This window comes from Caballeronia sp. LZ003 (assembly GCF_031451465.1).
GTDB lineage: Bacteria > Pseudomonadota > Gammaproteobacteria > Burkholderiales > Burkholderiaceae > Caballeronia.
The window spans coordinates 543,410-558,415 of the sequence record NZ_JARUXJ010000004.1 but is presented as its reverse complement, the minus strand read 5'-3'; the positions used below and the strand labels follow the sequence as shown (position 1 = coordinate 558,415).

14 protein-coding genes and 1 riboswitch are annotated in these 15,006 nt (G+C 62.0%); of the genes, 8 read left to right on the top strand and 6 right to left on the bottom strand.

Annotated features, from left to right (window positions below; translation table 11 throughout):
* Positions 1-87 precede the first annotated feature (87 nt).
* Genes cobG through cobJ form a run of 4 tightly spaced genes read left to right on the top strand, consistent with a single transcriptional unit; the run spans position 88 to position 4,307 of the window.
* On the top strand, positions 88-1,323 hold the full coding sequence (gene cobG, locus QCE79_RS26655; RefSeq protein ID WP_309848976.1) for a precorrin-3B synthase: 1,236 nt from the start codon (positions 88-90) through the stop codon (positions 1,321-1,323).
* Positions 1,316-1,942, top strand: coding sequence for a precorrin-8X methylmutase (locus QCE79_RS26650; RefSeq protein WP_309848974.1), 627 nt, complete (start codon positions 1,316-1,318; stop codon positions 1,940-1,942). Before cobG ends, QCE79_RS26650 begins: the two co-directional genes overlap by 8 nt.
* Complete coding sequence (locus tag QCE79_RS26645; RefSeq protein ID WP_244829500.1) at positions 1,942-2,667, top strand: precorrin-2 C(20)-methyltransferase; 726 nt, start codon at positions 1,942-1,944, stop codon at positions 2,665-2,667. Before QCE79_RS26650 ends, QCE79_RS26645 begins: the two co-directional genes overlap by 1 nt.
* Positions 2,655-4,307: a precorrin-3B C(17)-methyltransferase gene (gene cobJ, locus QCE79_RS26640; protein ID WP_309848972.1), complete on the top strand. Its 1,653-nt coding sequence runs from the start codon at positions 2,655-2,657 to the stop codon at positions 4,305-4,307. Before QCE79_RS26645 ends, cobJ begins: the two co-directional genes overlap by 13 nt.
* Before the next feature lie 10 nt (positions 4,308-4,317).
* On the opposite strand, the gene QCE79_RS26635 is transcribed toward cobJ, so the two are convergent.
* The 4 genes from QCE79_RS26635 to cobW all read right to left on the bottom strand — a co-directional run bounded on the left by QCE79_RS26635 (position 4,318) and on the right by cobW (position 10,861).
* Positions 4,318-4,926 (bottom strand): VWA domain-containing protein, encoded by a 609-nt coding sequence (locus QCE79_RS26635; protein ID WP_309848970.1) that lies wholly within the window; start codon positions 4,924-4,926, stop codon positions 4,318-4,320.
* Between the two features lie 71 nt (positions 4,927-4,997).
* Complete coding sequence (locus QCE79_RS26630; protein ID WP_309848967.1) at positions 4,998-6,008, bottom strand: ATP-binding protein; 1,011 nt, start codon at positions 6,006-6,008, stop codon at positions 4,998-5,000.
* Positions 6,005-9,778 (bottom strand): cobaltochelatase subunit CobN, encoded by a 3,774-nt coding sequence (cobN, locus tag QCE79_RS26625; protein ID WP_309848964.1) that lies wholly within the window; start codon positions 9,776-9,778, stop codon positions 6,005-6,007. The genes QCE79_RS26630 and cobN overlap by 4 nt, the downstream gene beginning before the upstream one ends.
* A 3-nt stretch (positions 9,779-9,781) precedes the next feature.
* Positions 9,782-10,861 (bottom strand): cobalamin biosynthesis protein CobW, encoded by a 1,080-nt coding sequence (gene cobW, locus QCE79_RS26620; protein WP_309848958.1) that lies wholly within the window; start codon positions 10,859-10,861, stop codon positions 9,782-9,784.
* Between the two features lie 144 nt (positions 10,862-11,005).
* A riboswitch (cobalamin riboswitch) is annotated at positions 11,006-11,257 on the bottom strand.
* A gap of 116 nt (positions 11,258-11,373) precedes the next feature.
* Between cobW and QCE79_RS26615 the strand changes: the two genes are divergently transcribed.
* Genes QCE79_RS26615 through QCE79_RS26600 form a run of 4 tightly spaced genes read left to right on the top strand, consistent with a single transcriptional unit; the run spans position 11,374 to position 13,892 of the window.
* A complete protein-coding gene (locus tag QCE79_RS26615; protein ID WP_250493487.1) occupies positions 11,374-11,754 on the top strand; it encodes a cobalamin biosynthesis protein in 381 nt (126 codons plus the stop codon).
* Positions 11,751-12,353, top strand: a complete 603-nt coding sequence (cobO, locus tag QCE79_RS26610) for a cob(I)yrinic acid a,c-diamide adenosyltransferase (protein WP_244829493.1) — start codon at positions 11,751-11,753, stop codon at positions 12,351-12,353. Before QCE79_RS26615 ends, cobO begins: the two co-directional genes overlap by 4 nt.
* Positions 12,354-12,357: 4 nt before the next feature.
* Complete coding sequence (locus QCE79_RS26605; RefSeq protein ID WP_309848952.1) at positions 12,358-13,659, top strand: cobyrinate a,c-diamide synthase; 1,302 nt, start codon at positions 12,358-12,360, stop codon at positions 13,657-13,659.
* Positions 13,656-13,892: a DUF1289 domain-containing protein gene (locus QCE79_RS26600; RefSeq protein WP_309848949.1), complete on the top strand. Its 237-nt coding sequence runs from the start codon at positions 13,656-13,658 to the stop codon at positions 13,890-13,892. The genes QCE79_RS26605 and QCE79_RS26600 overlap by 4 nt, the downstream gene beginning before the upstream one ends.
* 61 nt (positions 13,893-13,953) lie before the next feature.
* Here QCE79_RS26600 and QCE79_RS26595 read toward each other — a convergent pair whose 3' ends face one another.
* Positions 13,954-14,736 (bottom strand): CbtA family protein, encoded by a 783-nt coding sequence (locus QCE79_RS26595; RefSeq protein WP_250493490.1) that lies wholly within the window; start codon positions 14,734-14,736, stop codon positions 13,954-13,956.
* A gap of 9 nt (positions 14,737-14,745) precedes the next feature.
* A complete protein-coding gene (locus tag QCE79_RS26590; protein ID WP_250467459.1) occupies positions 14,746-14,976 on the bottom strand; it encodes a CbtB-domain containing protein in 231 nt (76 codons plus the stop codon).
* Between the last annotated feature and the right edge of the window lie 30 nt (positions 14,977-15,006).

Here is a 15,006-nt window from a genome sequence, read left to right as displayed (position 1 = left end):
AACGCAATTGCGCGAAGCCTGCCGGGCGGGGTGTACCGGTTCGCAACTCAAGCGCTTGAGCATACGGTCGAGCTTTTGGAATCGTTCTTGCCGCCTCGGTCTTCGGCCTGTCCCGGCCTCATGCGTATCGTGCCCGCACGCGATGGCGCCCTTGCGCGCGTGCGTCTTGCCGGTGGCGAGTTGCGTCGCGAAGCCGCGCATGCCGTGGCGCACGCCGCCGAGCGCTGCGGTTCCGGCACGATCGAAGTGACCAATCGCGCCAATCTGCAACTGCGCGGCATTCGCGACGACGCCCACGCGGAACTCATCGACATCGTGCTCGCGGCGGGCCTCGGTCCGACCACGGCCGGCGCCGACGATATCCGAAACGTCATGCTGAGCCCGCTTGCGAGCACGGGAACGCGTGCGCTTGCAGCGGATATCGTCGAAAGCATGCAGGCCGATGCCGCGTTGCACGCGTTGTCGCCGAAGTTCGCGTTGCAGATCGACGATGGCGAAACGCTTGCGATGCTCGATCATCCGCACGATCTTTGGCTTTCGGCGCTGGACAATGGCGCGCGCTTCGCATTCGGTTTTGCAGGATCGATGCCGCATCGTGAGGAACATGCGCCTGCCTCGGGCGCGATCGCCCGTGACGACGCGAAGCGCTTCATCCTGGCCGTGTTGCAGGCGTTTCTGGCGCTGGCATCGGTGGAAGAACACCGCATGCGCGATGTGCTCGCACGCGTTGGAATAGCGGGCTTTCTCCATGCCCTCGACTTCGAAACACAGCACGACGCCGCACTTCAGTCATGGCGTCGCGCGCCTTCCGATGCAACGTTACGACTCGGCGCGCATGCGGACTATGTCGGCGCGCAAGCGCCGCTCGGCCGCCTCGATGCTAATACGCTTCACGCAATCGCCGATCTCGCCGAAGAACGCGTCGTGATGACGCCCTGGCAAAGCGTGTTGCTGCCGGACGTGCACGCGAATCGCATGACGCATGTCGTCGACGCCCTTCGCGCGCTTGGCCTCGCCACCGATCCACGCGATCCGTTCGCGCGTCTGATCGCATGCGCGGGTTCTTCGGGCTGCGCGAAAAGCCGTGCCGATACGAAAGCGGACGCGCATCGTTTAGCCGCCTTGCTGCCCGCGCATGCGCATGCGCACGCGCATCTGAGCGGCTGCGAGCGCTTTTGTGCGGCGGCGCATCCCGTCAAAAACACGCTCGTTGCCGTTGCGCCCGGCCGCTACGACGTGCTTCGAGGCACACACGTGATCGCCCATAACCTCCTCATCGAAGAGGCGGCCGCATGGCTCGCCCGGAGTCATGCCGATGTCTGACTATATCCGCGACGGTGCGGAGATTTACCGGCAATCGTTCGCGACGATTCGCGCCGAAGCCGACCTCGCCGCCATTCCCGCCAACCTCGAAAAGCTCGCCGTGCGGCTGATTCATGCGTGCGGCATGATCGATATCGTCGATGACCTGCGCTTCTCGTGCGATGCCGGTATCGCGGGCCGTGAAGCGCTCGTGAGCGGCGCGCCCATTCTCTGCGATGCGCGCATGGTCGCCGAAGGCATCACGCGCGCGCGCCTTCCCGCGAATAATCGCGTGATCTGCACGCTCGGCGATGCCTCCGTGCCGGAACGCGCCCGTGCGATGCACAACACGCGCTCCGCTGCCGCACTCGAACTCTGGCGGCCCGATCTTGCGGGTGCGATCGTCGCAATCGGCAATGCGCCCACCGCGCTCTTTCATCTACTCGACATGATCGACGACGGCGCACCGAAGCCCGCGCTCATCCTCGGCTTTCCAGTGGGCTTTATCGGCGCGGCGGAATCGAAAGCCATGCTTGCCGCCGACAGCCGTGGCATTCCTTTCGTCGCGTTGCTCGGACGACGCGGCGGCAGCGCGATGGCGGCGGCCGCCGTGAATGCGCTCGCATCGGAGGCCGAGTGATGAGCGGAAGACTCCATGGCCTGGGCGTCGGTCCGGGCGATCCCGATCTCATCACGGTGAAGGCGTTGAAGCTGCTCAAGGCGGCGCCCGTGGTCGCGTATTTCGTCGCGAAGGGGAAGAAGGGCAACGCGTTCGGCATCATCGAATCTCATCTCGAAGACACGCAGACGCGCTTGCCGCTCGTCTATCCCGTGACGACCGAAGCGCTCGAACCGCCGCTTTGCTACGAGACGATCATCAGCGCGTTCTACGATGAATGCGCGCTCGCCATTGCGGATCATCTCGAAGCCGGCCGCGACGTGGCGGTGATCTGCGAAGGCGATCCGTTCTTCTACGGCTCGTACATGTATCTGCATGATCGCCTTGCCGCGCGCTTCGAGGCAGAAGTCGTGCCCGGCGTCTGTTCGATGCTGGGCGGCGTCGCAGTGCTTGGCGTGCCACTGGTTTATCGTAATCAGAGCCTTGCGGTGCTTTCGGGCGTTCTTTCGGAAGCCGAACTAAAACGAAAGCTGGCGACGAGCGATGCCGCCGTCATCATGAAGCTCGGCCGCAACTTCGACAAAGTGCGTCGTGTGCTGGCGGAACTCGGGCTCGACAAACGCGCGTTGTATGTGGAACGCGCGACGATGGCGAATCAACGCATCGTGCCGCTGAACGAAGTCGATCCAATGGCATCGCCCTACTTCTCGCTGCTGGTCGTGCCGGGGACGAAATGGAGCGCATAGACTTAGCGAAGCCGCTTGCCATCGTCGTGCTCGGCAACGGTGCGCTGACTATCGCGCGCAAGATTCAGGCGTGTCGTCCGGGATCGCTCGTTCATGGACTCGCTAGTCGCGTGAACGTGGACGTCTCCTTCGACGACTTCGGCGCGCACGTGCGGGCACTCTATGCGGCAGGCTCGCCAATCGTCGCGCTGTGTTCAGCAGGCATCGTAATTCGCGCGCTGGCAGCGTCGCTTGCGGATAAGGGCGCGGAGCCGCCGGTGCTCGCTGTCGCGCAGGACGGCAGCGCGGTCGTGCCGCTGCTCGGCGGCATGAGCGGCGTGAACATGCTTGCGCGTGATATCGGCCAGATGCTCGGTATCGTACCGGCCATCACGACGAGCGGCGAATTACGCTTCGGTCAATGTCTGCTCGCGCCGCCCGAAGGCTACGTACTGGCGGATATCGAACGCGGCAAGCGCTTCGTGTCCGACTTGCTTGGCGGAGCAACGACGCGCGTGGAAGGCCACGCACCGTGGCTCGATCAGGCAGCCCTTCCTCGCGCCGACGATGCGTTGCGCGCCATCCGCATCACGCCCGAAAGCGCCCACGATGAACACAGTCTCGTGATTCATCCACGTTGTGTGATTGCATGGATCGAAGATGACGCGACGATCGGCGATGTAGCCGAATGCGTACGCAAGACACTTCAAGCACGAAGCCTCGCGCCGCTCGCACTCGCTGTGCTGGTCGCGCCCACGCACGCAATGACATCGCAACGTCTTGCCGATGCCGCGCACGCGCTCGACGTGCCACTGCGTTTCAGCAACGCCCCGCCTTTCGATGTTTCGCACAACGGCGACGTTGCATTGCACGTCGCCAACGCGCCCGTCGATGCGCAGGCGATAGGCCGTGCACGCGGCACGTTGACCGTGATCGGTCTCGGTCCCGGCAGCTCCGAGATGATGACGCCCGCCGCAAAAGCCGCGCTCCATGTCGCAGAAGACGTGCTCGGTTACGAAACCTACGTGCGCATGGCAGGCCCGTTTCGCGCCGATCAACGCGCGCATATGACGGACAATCGCGAAGAGTTGCAGCGCGCGCGACATGCGTTCGAACTGGCAAGCGCGGGACGCAGGGTCGTGGTCGTATCGTCGGGCGATCCGGGCGTGTTCGCCATGGCGGCAGCCGTGCTCGAAGCACTCGACAAGGAAGCGAACGCGTCATGGCATGCCGTGAAACTCGAGATCGTGCCGGGCGTATCGGCGTCGCTTGCCACGGCGGCGCGTGCGGGCGCACCGCTCGGCCATGACTTCTGCGTTTTGTCGCTATCGGATAATCTGAAGCCGTGGGGCGTCATCGAGAAACGCATAGCGCATGCGGGTCAGGCCGATTTCGTCATGGCGTTCTACAACCCGCTATCGAAGGCACGGCCCTGGCAATTCGATCGCGCGATCGAAATCGTGAAGCAGCATCGCGATGCCAAAACGCCGGTCGTGCTCGGGCGCGATGTGGGACGCGCGGGCGAGACGCTTCGCATCATGACGCTTGGCGAGTTGGACAGCACGATGGTGGACATGCGAACGATGGTGATCGTCGGATCATCGACCACGCGCATGATCGGCGATGGCGCATGGGTTTATACGCCGCGATGGTATGAATGACACGGGCAGGCTATCGCAAGTCCGCGCTCAGTTCGCTCGCATGAAAGTACTCCGCCGCCCAGCGTAGCGCCAACCTGCTCGCTTGCCCGACTCCGAATTGCCCTTCATCGAAGTCCACTAGCACGACGCGGTCCGCGCACTGCGGCGGCGCGGGCGTCTCGTTCGTGCGGCCATCGGTCAGCACCCATAGCCAGCGACGCTGCGCGGGTCTTCGACGCGCGGCTCGTGCAAGCACGGTCTGCGCACTCGAAAGACCCAACGCCAGCGGCGTGCCACCACCGCCACCGATAGGACTCACCCAGCGCTCGTTCCACCAATGCGCGGCGCCCGGCTGACGACGCACTTCCGCACGCCCGCCACCGAAACATACGAGCGCAATTTCCGAACGCTCGCGATAAGCCCGATCGAACAACGCAATCAACAAGCCCTTGGCACGCGCGAGCCGTTCACCCGTGAGCATCGATCCCGAGCAATCGAGAAGAAAGCAATGCAACGACGCCGCTTCGCCCTGCACACGTCGATAGCGAAGATGCCGTGCATCGAGACGCTCGGCAAGTTTCGCGCGTAGCGTCGATATCCAGTCGAGCGTGGTGCTTTCATCGCCTTCGCGACCGGTCATGCGACCGCGTGCCCGCGCTTCACGCCATCGAAGACGATGCTCTTGAGCATCCGCTTCGTGTCTCCGATGGCTCAGGCTTTTTTTGCGGCAAGCGGTCTGACTTGCTTGACCTTCGCCGTGCCTGCTGGCTCGGGCGGCATGTAGCCCCAATCGCTTTCATTCGTGCTGCCGGTATCGCGCGGGGCGGGCTGCTGCGGCGCTTCGCCTTGCGATGCATCGGCCTCGCGTCGTCGATGCTTCAGCACGGCGTCGGCCACGCGATCGACATGAAGCGTCTGCACGTTGCTCGCGCCTTCGAATGCCGCGAGCGCTCTCGCCGCACGCAGCATCACGAGATCGGCGCGCAAGCCATCCACGTGAGCGGCGATGCAAAGCGCGCTCACGCGCGCATGCACCGCGTCGTCCGGATCGAGCGCGAATAGCACGGCACGTGCTGCATGAATGCGTTCTGCTAGCGCGGACTGTGCATCGGCATGGCGTGCGCAGAATGCTTCAGCATCCATATCGAACGCGAGGCGTGCCTTGACGATCCGTTGCCGCACGCTCGCATCGAAGCAATTGTTCAATTCGACCGCGAGCCCGAAGCGATCGAGCAATTGCGGACGCAATTCGCCTTCTTCGGGATTCATCGTGCCGATCAATACGAAACGCGCTTCATGCCGATGCGAAATACCATCGCGCTCGATGACGTTCACGCCGCTTGCCGCGACATCCAGCAACTGATCGACGAGCGGGTTGGGCAGCAGATTCACTTCATCGACATAGAGCACGCCGAGATGCGCTTTTGCAAGCAAGCCCGGCGAAAAGGTCACGCCGCCGTCGCGCAAGGCGCTTTGAATATCGAGCGTGCCGATCAACTGCTCTTCGCTTGCGCCGAGCGGCAGCGTGACGAGCCGGCCTTCGGGCAATAGCTCGGCAAGGGCGCGTGCGGCAGTGGACTTCGCCGTTCCGCGTGGGCCGCTGACGAGCACGCCGCCAAGCGCCGGATCGATAGCCGCGAGCACGAGCGCCTGCTGCAAGGCCTCCTGCCCGACGAGCGCGGTAAAGGGAAACACCGGAAAATCAGCGTCGTTCGGGTTCAAGTCTGTCGGCCTTCGAGTTGCTGTTCGACATCGAGCAAATGGCGCGTCACGTCAGCGCGATAGCCGCCCGGCTCTTGCCATAAACCGCGCTCCATGGCTTCGAGCAGACGCTCGCATATCGATTGGAGCGCGTGAGGATTGTGCTGCGTGATGAACTCGCGCGTGTCTGCGTCGTTCACGTAAGCGTCGGTAACGAGCGCGTATTGATGATCCGATACGACACGCGCCGTGGCGTCGTATCCATAGAGATAATCCACCGTTGCAGCGAGTTCGGATGCGCCTTTGTAGCCGTGACGCTTGACGCCGTCGATCCATTTTGGATTGACCACGCGCGAGCGCACCACGCGTGCAATCTCTTCGTTCAAGGTCCGCACGCGCGGCGCGGCGGGATTGCTATGATCCGCGTTATACGCCTGCGGTTGCAGGCCCGAAAGATAACGCACGGCCGCGACCATGCCGCCCTGAAACTGATGGTAGTCGTTCGAGTCCAGCAGATCGTGCTCGCGGTTATCTTGATTCTGAAGCACGACATCGAGCGCGGAAAGCCGCGTGCCGAAGCTCGCTCGCGCATCCACGCCGTCTTGCGCCTGCGAATACGCATAGCCTCCCGTGCTTTGATACGCGGCCGAGAGATCGGCGTCGCTCTGCCATTGCTTCGCATCGATCAGCTCCTGCAAGCCCGCGCCATATGCGCCCGGCTTCGTGCTGAACACGCGCCAGCCTGCACGTTGCCGCGCTTCTTTCGCATTCATACCGCGACCGATCAGTTCATCGCGCTCACGCATGACGCGCGCGCGAATCGGATTGATATCCTCGGACTCGTCTTCGAGCTCGGCGACGGCTTGCACCGCCGCATCGAAAAGATGCATGAGATTGGCGAAGGCGTCGCGAAAGAACCCCGATACGCGCAAGGTAACGTCGATACGCGGCCGGTTGAAGATGGAGATTGGCAGTATCTCGAAGTCCGTCACGCGATTGCTTCCCGCCGCCCACTTCGGCCGTACGCCGATCAGTGCGAACGCCTGGGCCATATCGTCGCCGCCAGTGCGCATGGTCGCCGTGCCCCACACGGAAAGGCCGATGGCGCGCGGGAAATCGCCGTGGTCCTGCACGTGTCTTTCCACCAGCAGATTGGCCGACTTGAGGCCGATGGACCACGCGGCTTGCGTCGGCAACGCGCGTGTGTCGACCGAATAAAAATTGCGTCCGGTAGGCAACACGTCCGGTCTGCCGCGCGATGGAGAACCGCTCGGACCAGGCGGCACGAAGCGGCCCTCGAGCCCGCGCTTCAGTTGCTCGAGCTCTTGCGGACCACACGCGTCAAGACGCGCGAGCACATCGCCTTGCAAGCGTTCGAGCACCAGCGTCGTTTGCGGCCCCGGCGATTCGGCATCGCCTTGAAATAGTTGCAACGCTAACGATTCGAGGCGTTCGCGTGTATCGCCATGATGCCGCCAAGGCGCGTCGACCGCGTTTTGAAGCGCGTCGGGGCGAGGTCCATTCCATGGCGCCGCCCAGTCGGCATCGAGCGGATCGAACGCTTCACCGAGCGCGAGATCGCGCGCCATGGCCGTGATGAGACTTGCATTCGCGCCGCGTCCGTCGCCGGTCGGAAAACGGCCCAATGCGAGCAGCGTATCGCGCCTTTGCACGCCTTCGGGCGATACGCCGAACACATGCAAGCCATCGCGTATCTGCGCTTCCTTGAGTTCGCACAGATAGGCATCGGCACGCGTAAGCAGTGTGTCTTCACCCTGCAAGTCGCCCGGTGCGTCGAGCCCGAGTTCCTCATGCAATCTGTTCTCGACGATGTTCGCGAGGATGGACTTGCGCAGCAGCTTCGCGCGGCGCGTATCGACCATGAGCGCTTCGTAGTATTCGTCCACTTGTCGTTCGAGATCCTGCAGCGGCCCATAGTTTTCGGCACGCGTGAGCGGCGGCATCAGATGGTCGATGATGACCGCCTGCGCGCGACGCTTGGCCTGACTGCCCTCGCCCGGATCGTTCACGATGAACGGATAGAGATGCGGCATGGGACCGAGAATGAGATCGGGCCAGCACGATGCTGACAACGCAACGCTCTTGCCCGGCAGCCATTCGAGGTTGCCATGCTTGCCGACATGCACGAGCGCATCGGCCTGGAAACGCAAGCGCAACCAAAAATAAAACGCGAGATACGCATGCGGCGGCACGAGCTCGGCATCGTGATAGCTCGCATAATCGTTGCGCTCGCGCGAGCGCGAAGGCTGAATGCCGATGAACACTTCACCGCAACGCAAGCCTGCAATCATGAAGCGGCCGCGCCGTATCGTCGGATCGTCTTCAGGCGCGCCCCATGTTTTTTCCAGTGCTTGCCGTGCATCCAGCGGCAACGCGCGATAGGCATCGAGATAATCTTCGAGCGCAAGACTTTGCAGGGCCGGGCGAAGATCGCGCACGACAGGGTCGTTCGTCACGCCTCGTGTAAGCGCTTTGATGAGCGCATCGCCATGTTCGGGAATCTGGTCTAAGCGATAGCCTTGACGTTCGAGCAACTGCAAAATGTTGATGGCCGATGCCGGCGTGTCCAGTCCCACGCCGTTGCCAATGCGCCCTTCGCTCGCCGGATAATTCGCCAAGACGAGCGCGATGCGCTTGCGCTCGTTCGGCGTATGTCTGAGCTTGCACCAGCGCGCGCTGAGTTCGGCGACGAAGCGCATGCGCTCGGTATCGGCTTGATAACGCACCACGTCGACCTGCGTATGCGGGCATCGATAAGCAAGCCCCTTGAAGCTCACCGCTCGCGTGATGATACGGCCATCCACCTCGGGGAGCGCCACGTGCATGGCGACATCGCGCGAATTCAGGCCTTGATTGTCCTTCTGCCAGTCATCGCGATTGCCCCCGCTCAAGATCACTTGCATCACGGGCGCATCGCCGGCCACTTCGAATGCTTCGCTTTCTCCGATCACGCCCGCAGCGAACGCCGTGGTATTGAGCACGAGCGATGCACCATGCTGCGCGCACAAACGCTCCACTACTTCGCGGCTCAGACTTTCCTTGAGCGATGCAATCGCAATGGGCAGCGGATTCATGCCCTCGCGTTCGAGCGCTTCGATGAATGCATCGAACACAGCGGTGTTGCCTGATTGAAGGTGCGCGCGATAGAAAAGAATGGCAACCACCGGCGCGCCTTCGGTCCAGCGTTCGCGCCAATCGTCGCTAGAAGCGCTTTCGCGCTCGGGGTGATAGATCGCGACCGCGGGCAACGCGCTCGGCGCGTGCGCTTCGCGTCCCCAACCGAACGCGCGATGCGCAATGGCGCGTAGAAACTCTTCGGCATTGCGCGCGCCGCCTTCACGTAAATAGCGCGACAGGTCGCGGCAGAACGCGGCATCGGCCGTACTCTTGCCGATGAGATTCGGGTCTTCCGCAAGATCGCCCGAAAACATGGCGAGCATTTGCTTTTCGCGCTTTGCCAAAGCGACGAGACGCTCGATACCGTAGGGCCAATACGATTCGCCGCCGAGATGATCGACGATGACGACCTTTGCATGACGCAGAATGTCGTCGACATAAAAGTCGACCGAAGCGTTCTGGCGCAGGAACGATTGATTTGCGAGCCGCACTTCCGGAAAGCCGGGGCCGAGACGCGGAAAGACGCTTGCGAGCAGCGCGAGCGTGGTATCGGCCGAACTGAGCACGACAATGGGCGCGCGCGTCTGCTCGATCCGCATCACGCCTGCTGCGTCGTCGACGAAGCCTCCCGGAGTCGTGCGCAGCAGATGCATCGCTCAGGCCTGCACGGGTAAGGTCTGCAACGCGGAAACGAAAGCACGTTGCAGCGTTTCGCGGTCGAGGTCCTCGCCGATAAGCACGAAGCGACTCGATGCCTCGCCCTCGTTCCAGCGCCTGTCGAAGTAACTGTCGAAGCGTCGCCCCACGCCTTGCACGACGAGCCGCATGGCGGCACCCGGCAACGCCGCGAAGCCCTTCACACGGTAAATCGTGTGCCTTTCCACCAGCACGTGCAGTGCCGCAAGCAGCTGTTCGCGCGACTCGACATCCGCTGCGACCACCACGGAATCGAACTCGTCGTGATGATGATCCGCATGACCGTCTTCGTCGGGCGAGCCATGATGGTCGTGCCGCAGATGAATGGTCTCTTCCGATGCGGATTGCAAGCCGAGCAGCGCATGCACGTCGAGTTTGCCCATCTGCGCGGGAACGATCTTCACTTCGGGCGGAATCTCGGGGCGCACGAGCGCATCGACCTTGCTCAACGCGGCGGCATCCATGAGATCGGTCTTGTTGACGATGACGAGATCCGCCGACGACAGTTGGTCTTCAAACAACTCATGCAACGGCGATTCGTGATCGAGATTCGGATCGGCCTTGCGCTGCGCATCGACGGCGATGGGATTTGCCGCGAACTGACCGCTTGCCGCAGCCGGACCGTCGACCACGGTAACGACCGCGTCCACGGTGAAGGCGTTCTTGATGGACGGCCAGTTGAAGGCCTGCACGAGCGGCTTGGGCAAGGCAAGCCCGGACGTTTCGATCAACACGTGATCGATCCTGTCGCGCCGTTCAAGCAGTTGCTCCATCACCGGATAAAACTCTTCCTGCACGGTGCAACACAAGCAACCGTTCGCGAGTTCATAGAGATTGCGTTCGGCGGAGCCTGCTTCGTCGTCGCAACCGATGCCGCAGCCCTTGAGAATTTCTCCATCGATACCGAGCTCGCCGAATTCGTTGACGATGACCGCGATGCGCTTGCCCTGCGCGTTCGAAAGAATGTGCCGCATCAGCGTGGTTTTGCCGCTGCCGAGGAAGCCGGTCACGACCGTGACGGGGATCTTGCGCGTTTGCATCGTTGCTCCGTGCTTGATTGATGCGTGCGCCCTATGCGTGATGGTGTGCGCGATGCGGTCTATTCGACCTTTGCAGCGGCATGGACATGGAAAAGCGCACGACTCGGTGGATCTGGGGATACGCCGCAACCCCGCGGCTAAGGAAATCCCTTCGGTAATTCTGGCCGGTATCCGGGCTGACGAAAATAGCCGCTTCGCCTTCCCGCGCCGGACGCTTTGAACGCCTAGCACAGTGGCTTTGAAACCGGCTTGCCGCGCATGTCATGCGTGGCTTTCGCTTACCGTTGCGGGGGCAGCACAGGTTGGCTTGCGTTCGCCTGAACGCGCGCTTCCTGTTTCCCGTTCAACTGCGCGCTAAAGACTTGGCGCGCGAGCACCTGAACTATTGAAAGTCTAGGGCTAGCGGGGTTAGGCGTCAAGAAAGCATGGTGCCTGCCTAAGCGTCCGGTATGGTATCTTTCCTCCGCCTTAAGGCTTTTCAAGTCGACCTCCATGAATTGGCTTCGTTTAGCATGAGCGCCGCGCTCGTCATCGGCATCGGCTGCCGCCGCGGCGTAAGCGCCGAAGCAATAGAACGCGCTGTGCGTGGTGCGCTTGGCACGCTCGCATTTGCCGATATCGCCAGCGTGGCAAGCATCGACGCTAAGAAAGACGAAGCAGGATTGCTCGCATTTTGCGAGCGTCATCAATTGCGCGTGGATTTCTTTAGCGCCGATCAAATCGAGCGCGCGCCTGGGGAATTCTTATCGCAGGCAAGGCGGCATTTGAATGTCGACGGCGTATGCGAGCCTTGCGCGCTCATTGCCAGCGGCGGCCGGCTCGTCGTGCATAAGACTATCGCGGGCGGCGTGACGGTCGCTATTGCAGAGACACCATCGAAGAAACAAGCATGAAAACCGATACCGAATCGCATTTGCGCATGACCCAGCGGCGCAAGGAAGGCCATGAGAAAAAGCAGGCCGCCGCCGACCATGAAAAGGGCCTGTTGATCGTCAATACCGGCAACGGCAAAGGCAAGACCACCGCTGCATTCGGCATGGCCATGCGCGTGCTCGGGCACGGCATGAAACTCGGCGTGGTGCAATTCATCAAAGGCGCGCTGCATACGTCGGAACGCGATTTCCTTGGCGCAATCGCGCATTGCGATTTCGTGACGATGGGCGATGGCTATACGTGGAACACGCAAAATCGCGAGGCGGATATCGCCACGGCGCGCAAGGGATGGGACGAAGCACGACGCATGATCCAAAGCGGCGAGTATCAGATGGTCGTACTCGACGAGCTCAATGCCGTGCTCAAGTACGAATATTTGCCGCTTGAGGAAGTACTCGGCGTGCTCAAAGCACGGCCGGCCATGCTGCATGTCGTCGTGACGGGACGACACGCGGCCGATGAGCTCATAGAAATAGCCGATCTCGTCACCGAAATGCGCCTCGTAAAGCACCCTTATCGCGAGCAGGGCGTCAAGGCGCAACGCGGCGTCGAGTTCTGACGCAATGGCAGACTGTCCCGCACTCTTCATCGGCGCGAGCGCGTCGCATCAAGGCAAGACCACGGTGACGGCCGCGCTTGCACGTCATCACACGCGGCAAGGCAGGCGCGTGCGCGTCTTCAAGACCGGGCCGGATTTTCTCGATCCGATGATTCTCGAGCGGGCATGCGGGTCGCCCGTTTATTCGCTGCATCTTTGGATGGTCGGACTGGAAGCGTGCCGCGCGATGCTTTCCGCGGCCGCCAAGGAAGCCGACCTTATTTTGATCGAAGGCGTAATGGGCCTCTTCGATGGCACGCCGAGCAGCGCCGATCTCGCCGCTGCGTTCAATGTGCCAGTGCTTGCGGTAATCGGCGCGCATGGCATGGCGCAAACCTTCGGCGCGCTTGCGTTCGGACTTGCGCGTTATCGGCCCGATGTGCCGTTTCATGGCGTGCTTGCAAATCGCGTGGCGTCTGCGCGCCATGCACAGATGCTGGCCGAAGCCATCCCCGAAGGGCTGCGCTATTGCGGTCATTTTTCGAACGCGGACGATATCGCGCTACCCGAACGTCACCTCGGCCTTACTCAAGCGCGGGAAGTGGCGGACCTGGATGCGCGTCTCGACCGCGCCGCCGATGCCATTGCCGCGACCACGCTTGCCGATTTGCCGCCGCACGTTCGCTTCGACGACGACATCACGCTAAGTGCACTGCCGCGTCTTCTCGACGGATTGCACATTGCGATCGCGCGGGACGCCGCGTTTTCATTTATTTATCCCGCGAATGTCGATTTGCTAAAGGCATCGGGCGCAAGCGTCAGCTATTTTTCCCCGCTAGCGGATGAGCCCGTACCCGCTCATGTCGATGCGCTCTACTTGCCCGGCGGCTACCCCGAGCTTCACGCCGCGACGCTTGCTTCCAATGCGTGCACGCGCGCTTCGATAAGAGAACATATCGCGCGCAATTGCGCGGTAGTCGCGGAATGCGGCGGTATGCTCTACCTGCTCGACGCACTGACGGATGTCGAAGGCAATCGTCATTCAATGCTAAGCGCCCTTCCCGGCGACGCCACCATGCAACGCCGTCTTTCGCGGCTGGCGATGCAACGAGTCGACACCGCCCACGGTCCGCTCACCGGCCACACCTTTCACTATTCGACGCTCAAGACATCGATGCAGCCTTTCACGACAGCCACGCACGCAACGACCGGTGCGCAGGGCGAAGCGCTTTATCGTCATGGCGCGATAACGGCCACTTACATGCACGCTTACTGGCCCTCGAATCCTGCGGCAATGGCTGCGCTCTTTCGCGGCGAAGCGCTATGACGACACCGACCGAAATCGGGCCACGCGATCTCGCCGAGATGATCGGACGCGCCAGCGCGCAGGAACCAATCGGCTCGCCGTGCACCGGCGTGTGCAAGCTCGATGCATCGAGCGGCCTGTGCGCGGGATGCTTTAGAAGCCGCGAGGAAATTAAATTCTTTAGAACGATGGACGATCACGCGAAGCTCGCGTTGTTCGACCAGTTGCTTGAGCGGCGCGCGGCCTCGCAATGAACGAAGGCCCGCGCTCGTGCTCAAGCGACGCGGGCCTTTTGACATCCATCGAGCATTCGATTCAGGCAGCGGCCATGCGACGCGCGGCCGGACGCTCGAGTTCACGTGACGCAAGCGCGCCGAAGAGCAGTCCAAGCGTTGCCCAGATCAATGCCTGGATACCGACGGCAGTCAGCCTGAAATTCCACAACAACGACGCGGAAAAGTCGGCGGGTACTTCGTCGACAGAAGGCAGTGCCACTTGCGCGATAACCATCAGGACGACATAACCAGCCGCCGCAATAAGCGCCGCGTTCCAGTTGCCGCGACGCGCCTGCAAGCGTCGCTGCGCATAGACCGCGAACACCGCGCCGACGATTGATATCGCCACCATGCCGAAGAAAAGCGCCGTACGCGGACCGATGGTTTCGGCATTGCCCACGGCGGGCGGGTTTGGGGGATATTTGATGAACGGCACGAGCGCAACGCTAACGAAACCAATGAGCGCAAGCAAAACCGACGTTCCGCGCGCATGCAACGAGCCGAGCCGCCCATAAGCCAAGGCAAAGATCAGCGAGAAAATACCGCCTAAAGCCGTGCCGAACACCACCACGCCCGTTAGTAAGCCCAAACCCGCTTGCGTGTCCCGGCTAACGAGTTCTTCATCATCACCATGACTATGCGATTGCGCTGCCGCCGCTTCATCGTGATGATCGTGTGCGGGCGCTTGTGCATGCTCGTGCTGTTCTTCGAACGCGATAGCCCGAGCAACTGAAGGTTCGCCGAAGCCGCGCGCAAAGCCAAAGCCGATCAGGCCCGCGACGAGTCCCGCGACCATGCCGCGTATAAGCAAGTTGCGAATCATGCTCCGTCCTCAATGGCACGGAAAGCCGAGCAAGTGTCGGCCATCGTGAACGAATTCGTGGACGTACATGCCCGAGATAATGGACGTTGCACCTTGCTCGGCGCCGACGAAATAAATCGCGATCAGCAGAACGAGGCCGATAAAAACGGTCCAAGGAAGGACCTCACGCACCGGAATGGGGACCGGTGCATCGTTAGCGGGCGTTGCAATACCAGCGGAAAAAGCCGGCGCGTTGGACATATTCATTGAAATTTCTCCAGGGAAAAGCGC

Coding starts and splice junctions, on each gene's coding strand:
- QCE79_RS26600 (WP_309848949.1), top strand. CDS start 13,656: ATGACGACACCGACCGAAATCGGGCCACGCGATCTCGCCGAGATGATC.
- QCE79_RS26605 (WP_309848952.1), top strand. CDS start 12,358: ATGGCAGACTGTCCCGCACTCTTCATCGGCGCGAGCGCGTCGCATCAA.
- cobJ (WP_309848972.1), top strand. CDS start 2,655: ATGGAGCGCATAGACTTAGCGAAGCCGCTTGCCATCGTCGTGCTCGGC.
- cobW (WP_309848958.1), bottom strand. CDS start 10,861: ATGCAAACGCGCAAGATCCCCGTCACGGTCGTGACCGGCTTCCTCGGC.
- cobN (WP_309848964.1), bottom strand. CDS start 9,778: ATGCATCTGCTGCGCACGACTCCGGGAGGCTTCGTCGACGACGCAGCA.
- QCE79_RS26645 (WP_244829500.1), top strand. CDS start 1,942: ATGAGCGGAAGACTCCATGGCCTGGGCGTCGGTCCGGGCGATCCCGAT.
- QCE79_RS26595 (WP_250493490.1), bottom strand. CDS start 14,736: ATGATTCGCAACTTGCTTATACGCGGCATGGTCGCGGGACTCGTCGCG.
- QCE79_RS26650 (WP_309848974.1), top strand. CDS start 1,316: ATGTCTGACTATATCCGCGACGGTGCGGAGATTTACCGGCAATCGTTC.
- QCE79_RS26635 (WP_309848970.1), bottom strand. CDS start 4,926: ATGACCGGTCGCGAAGGCGATGAAAGCACCACGCTCGACTGGATATCG.
- QCE79_RS26615 (WP_250493487.1), top strand. CDS start 11,374: ATGAGCGCCGCGCTCGTCATCGGCATCGGCTGCCGCCGCGGCGTAAGC.
- cobO (WP_244829493.1), top strand. CDS start 11,751: ATGAAAACCGATACCGAATCGCATTTGCGCATGACCCAGCGGCGCAAG.
- QCE79_RS26590 (WP_250467459.1), bottom strand. CDS start 14,976: ATGTCCAACGCGCCGGCTTTTTCCGCTGGTATTGCAACGCCCGCTAAC.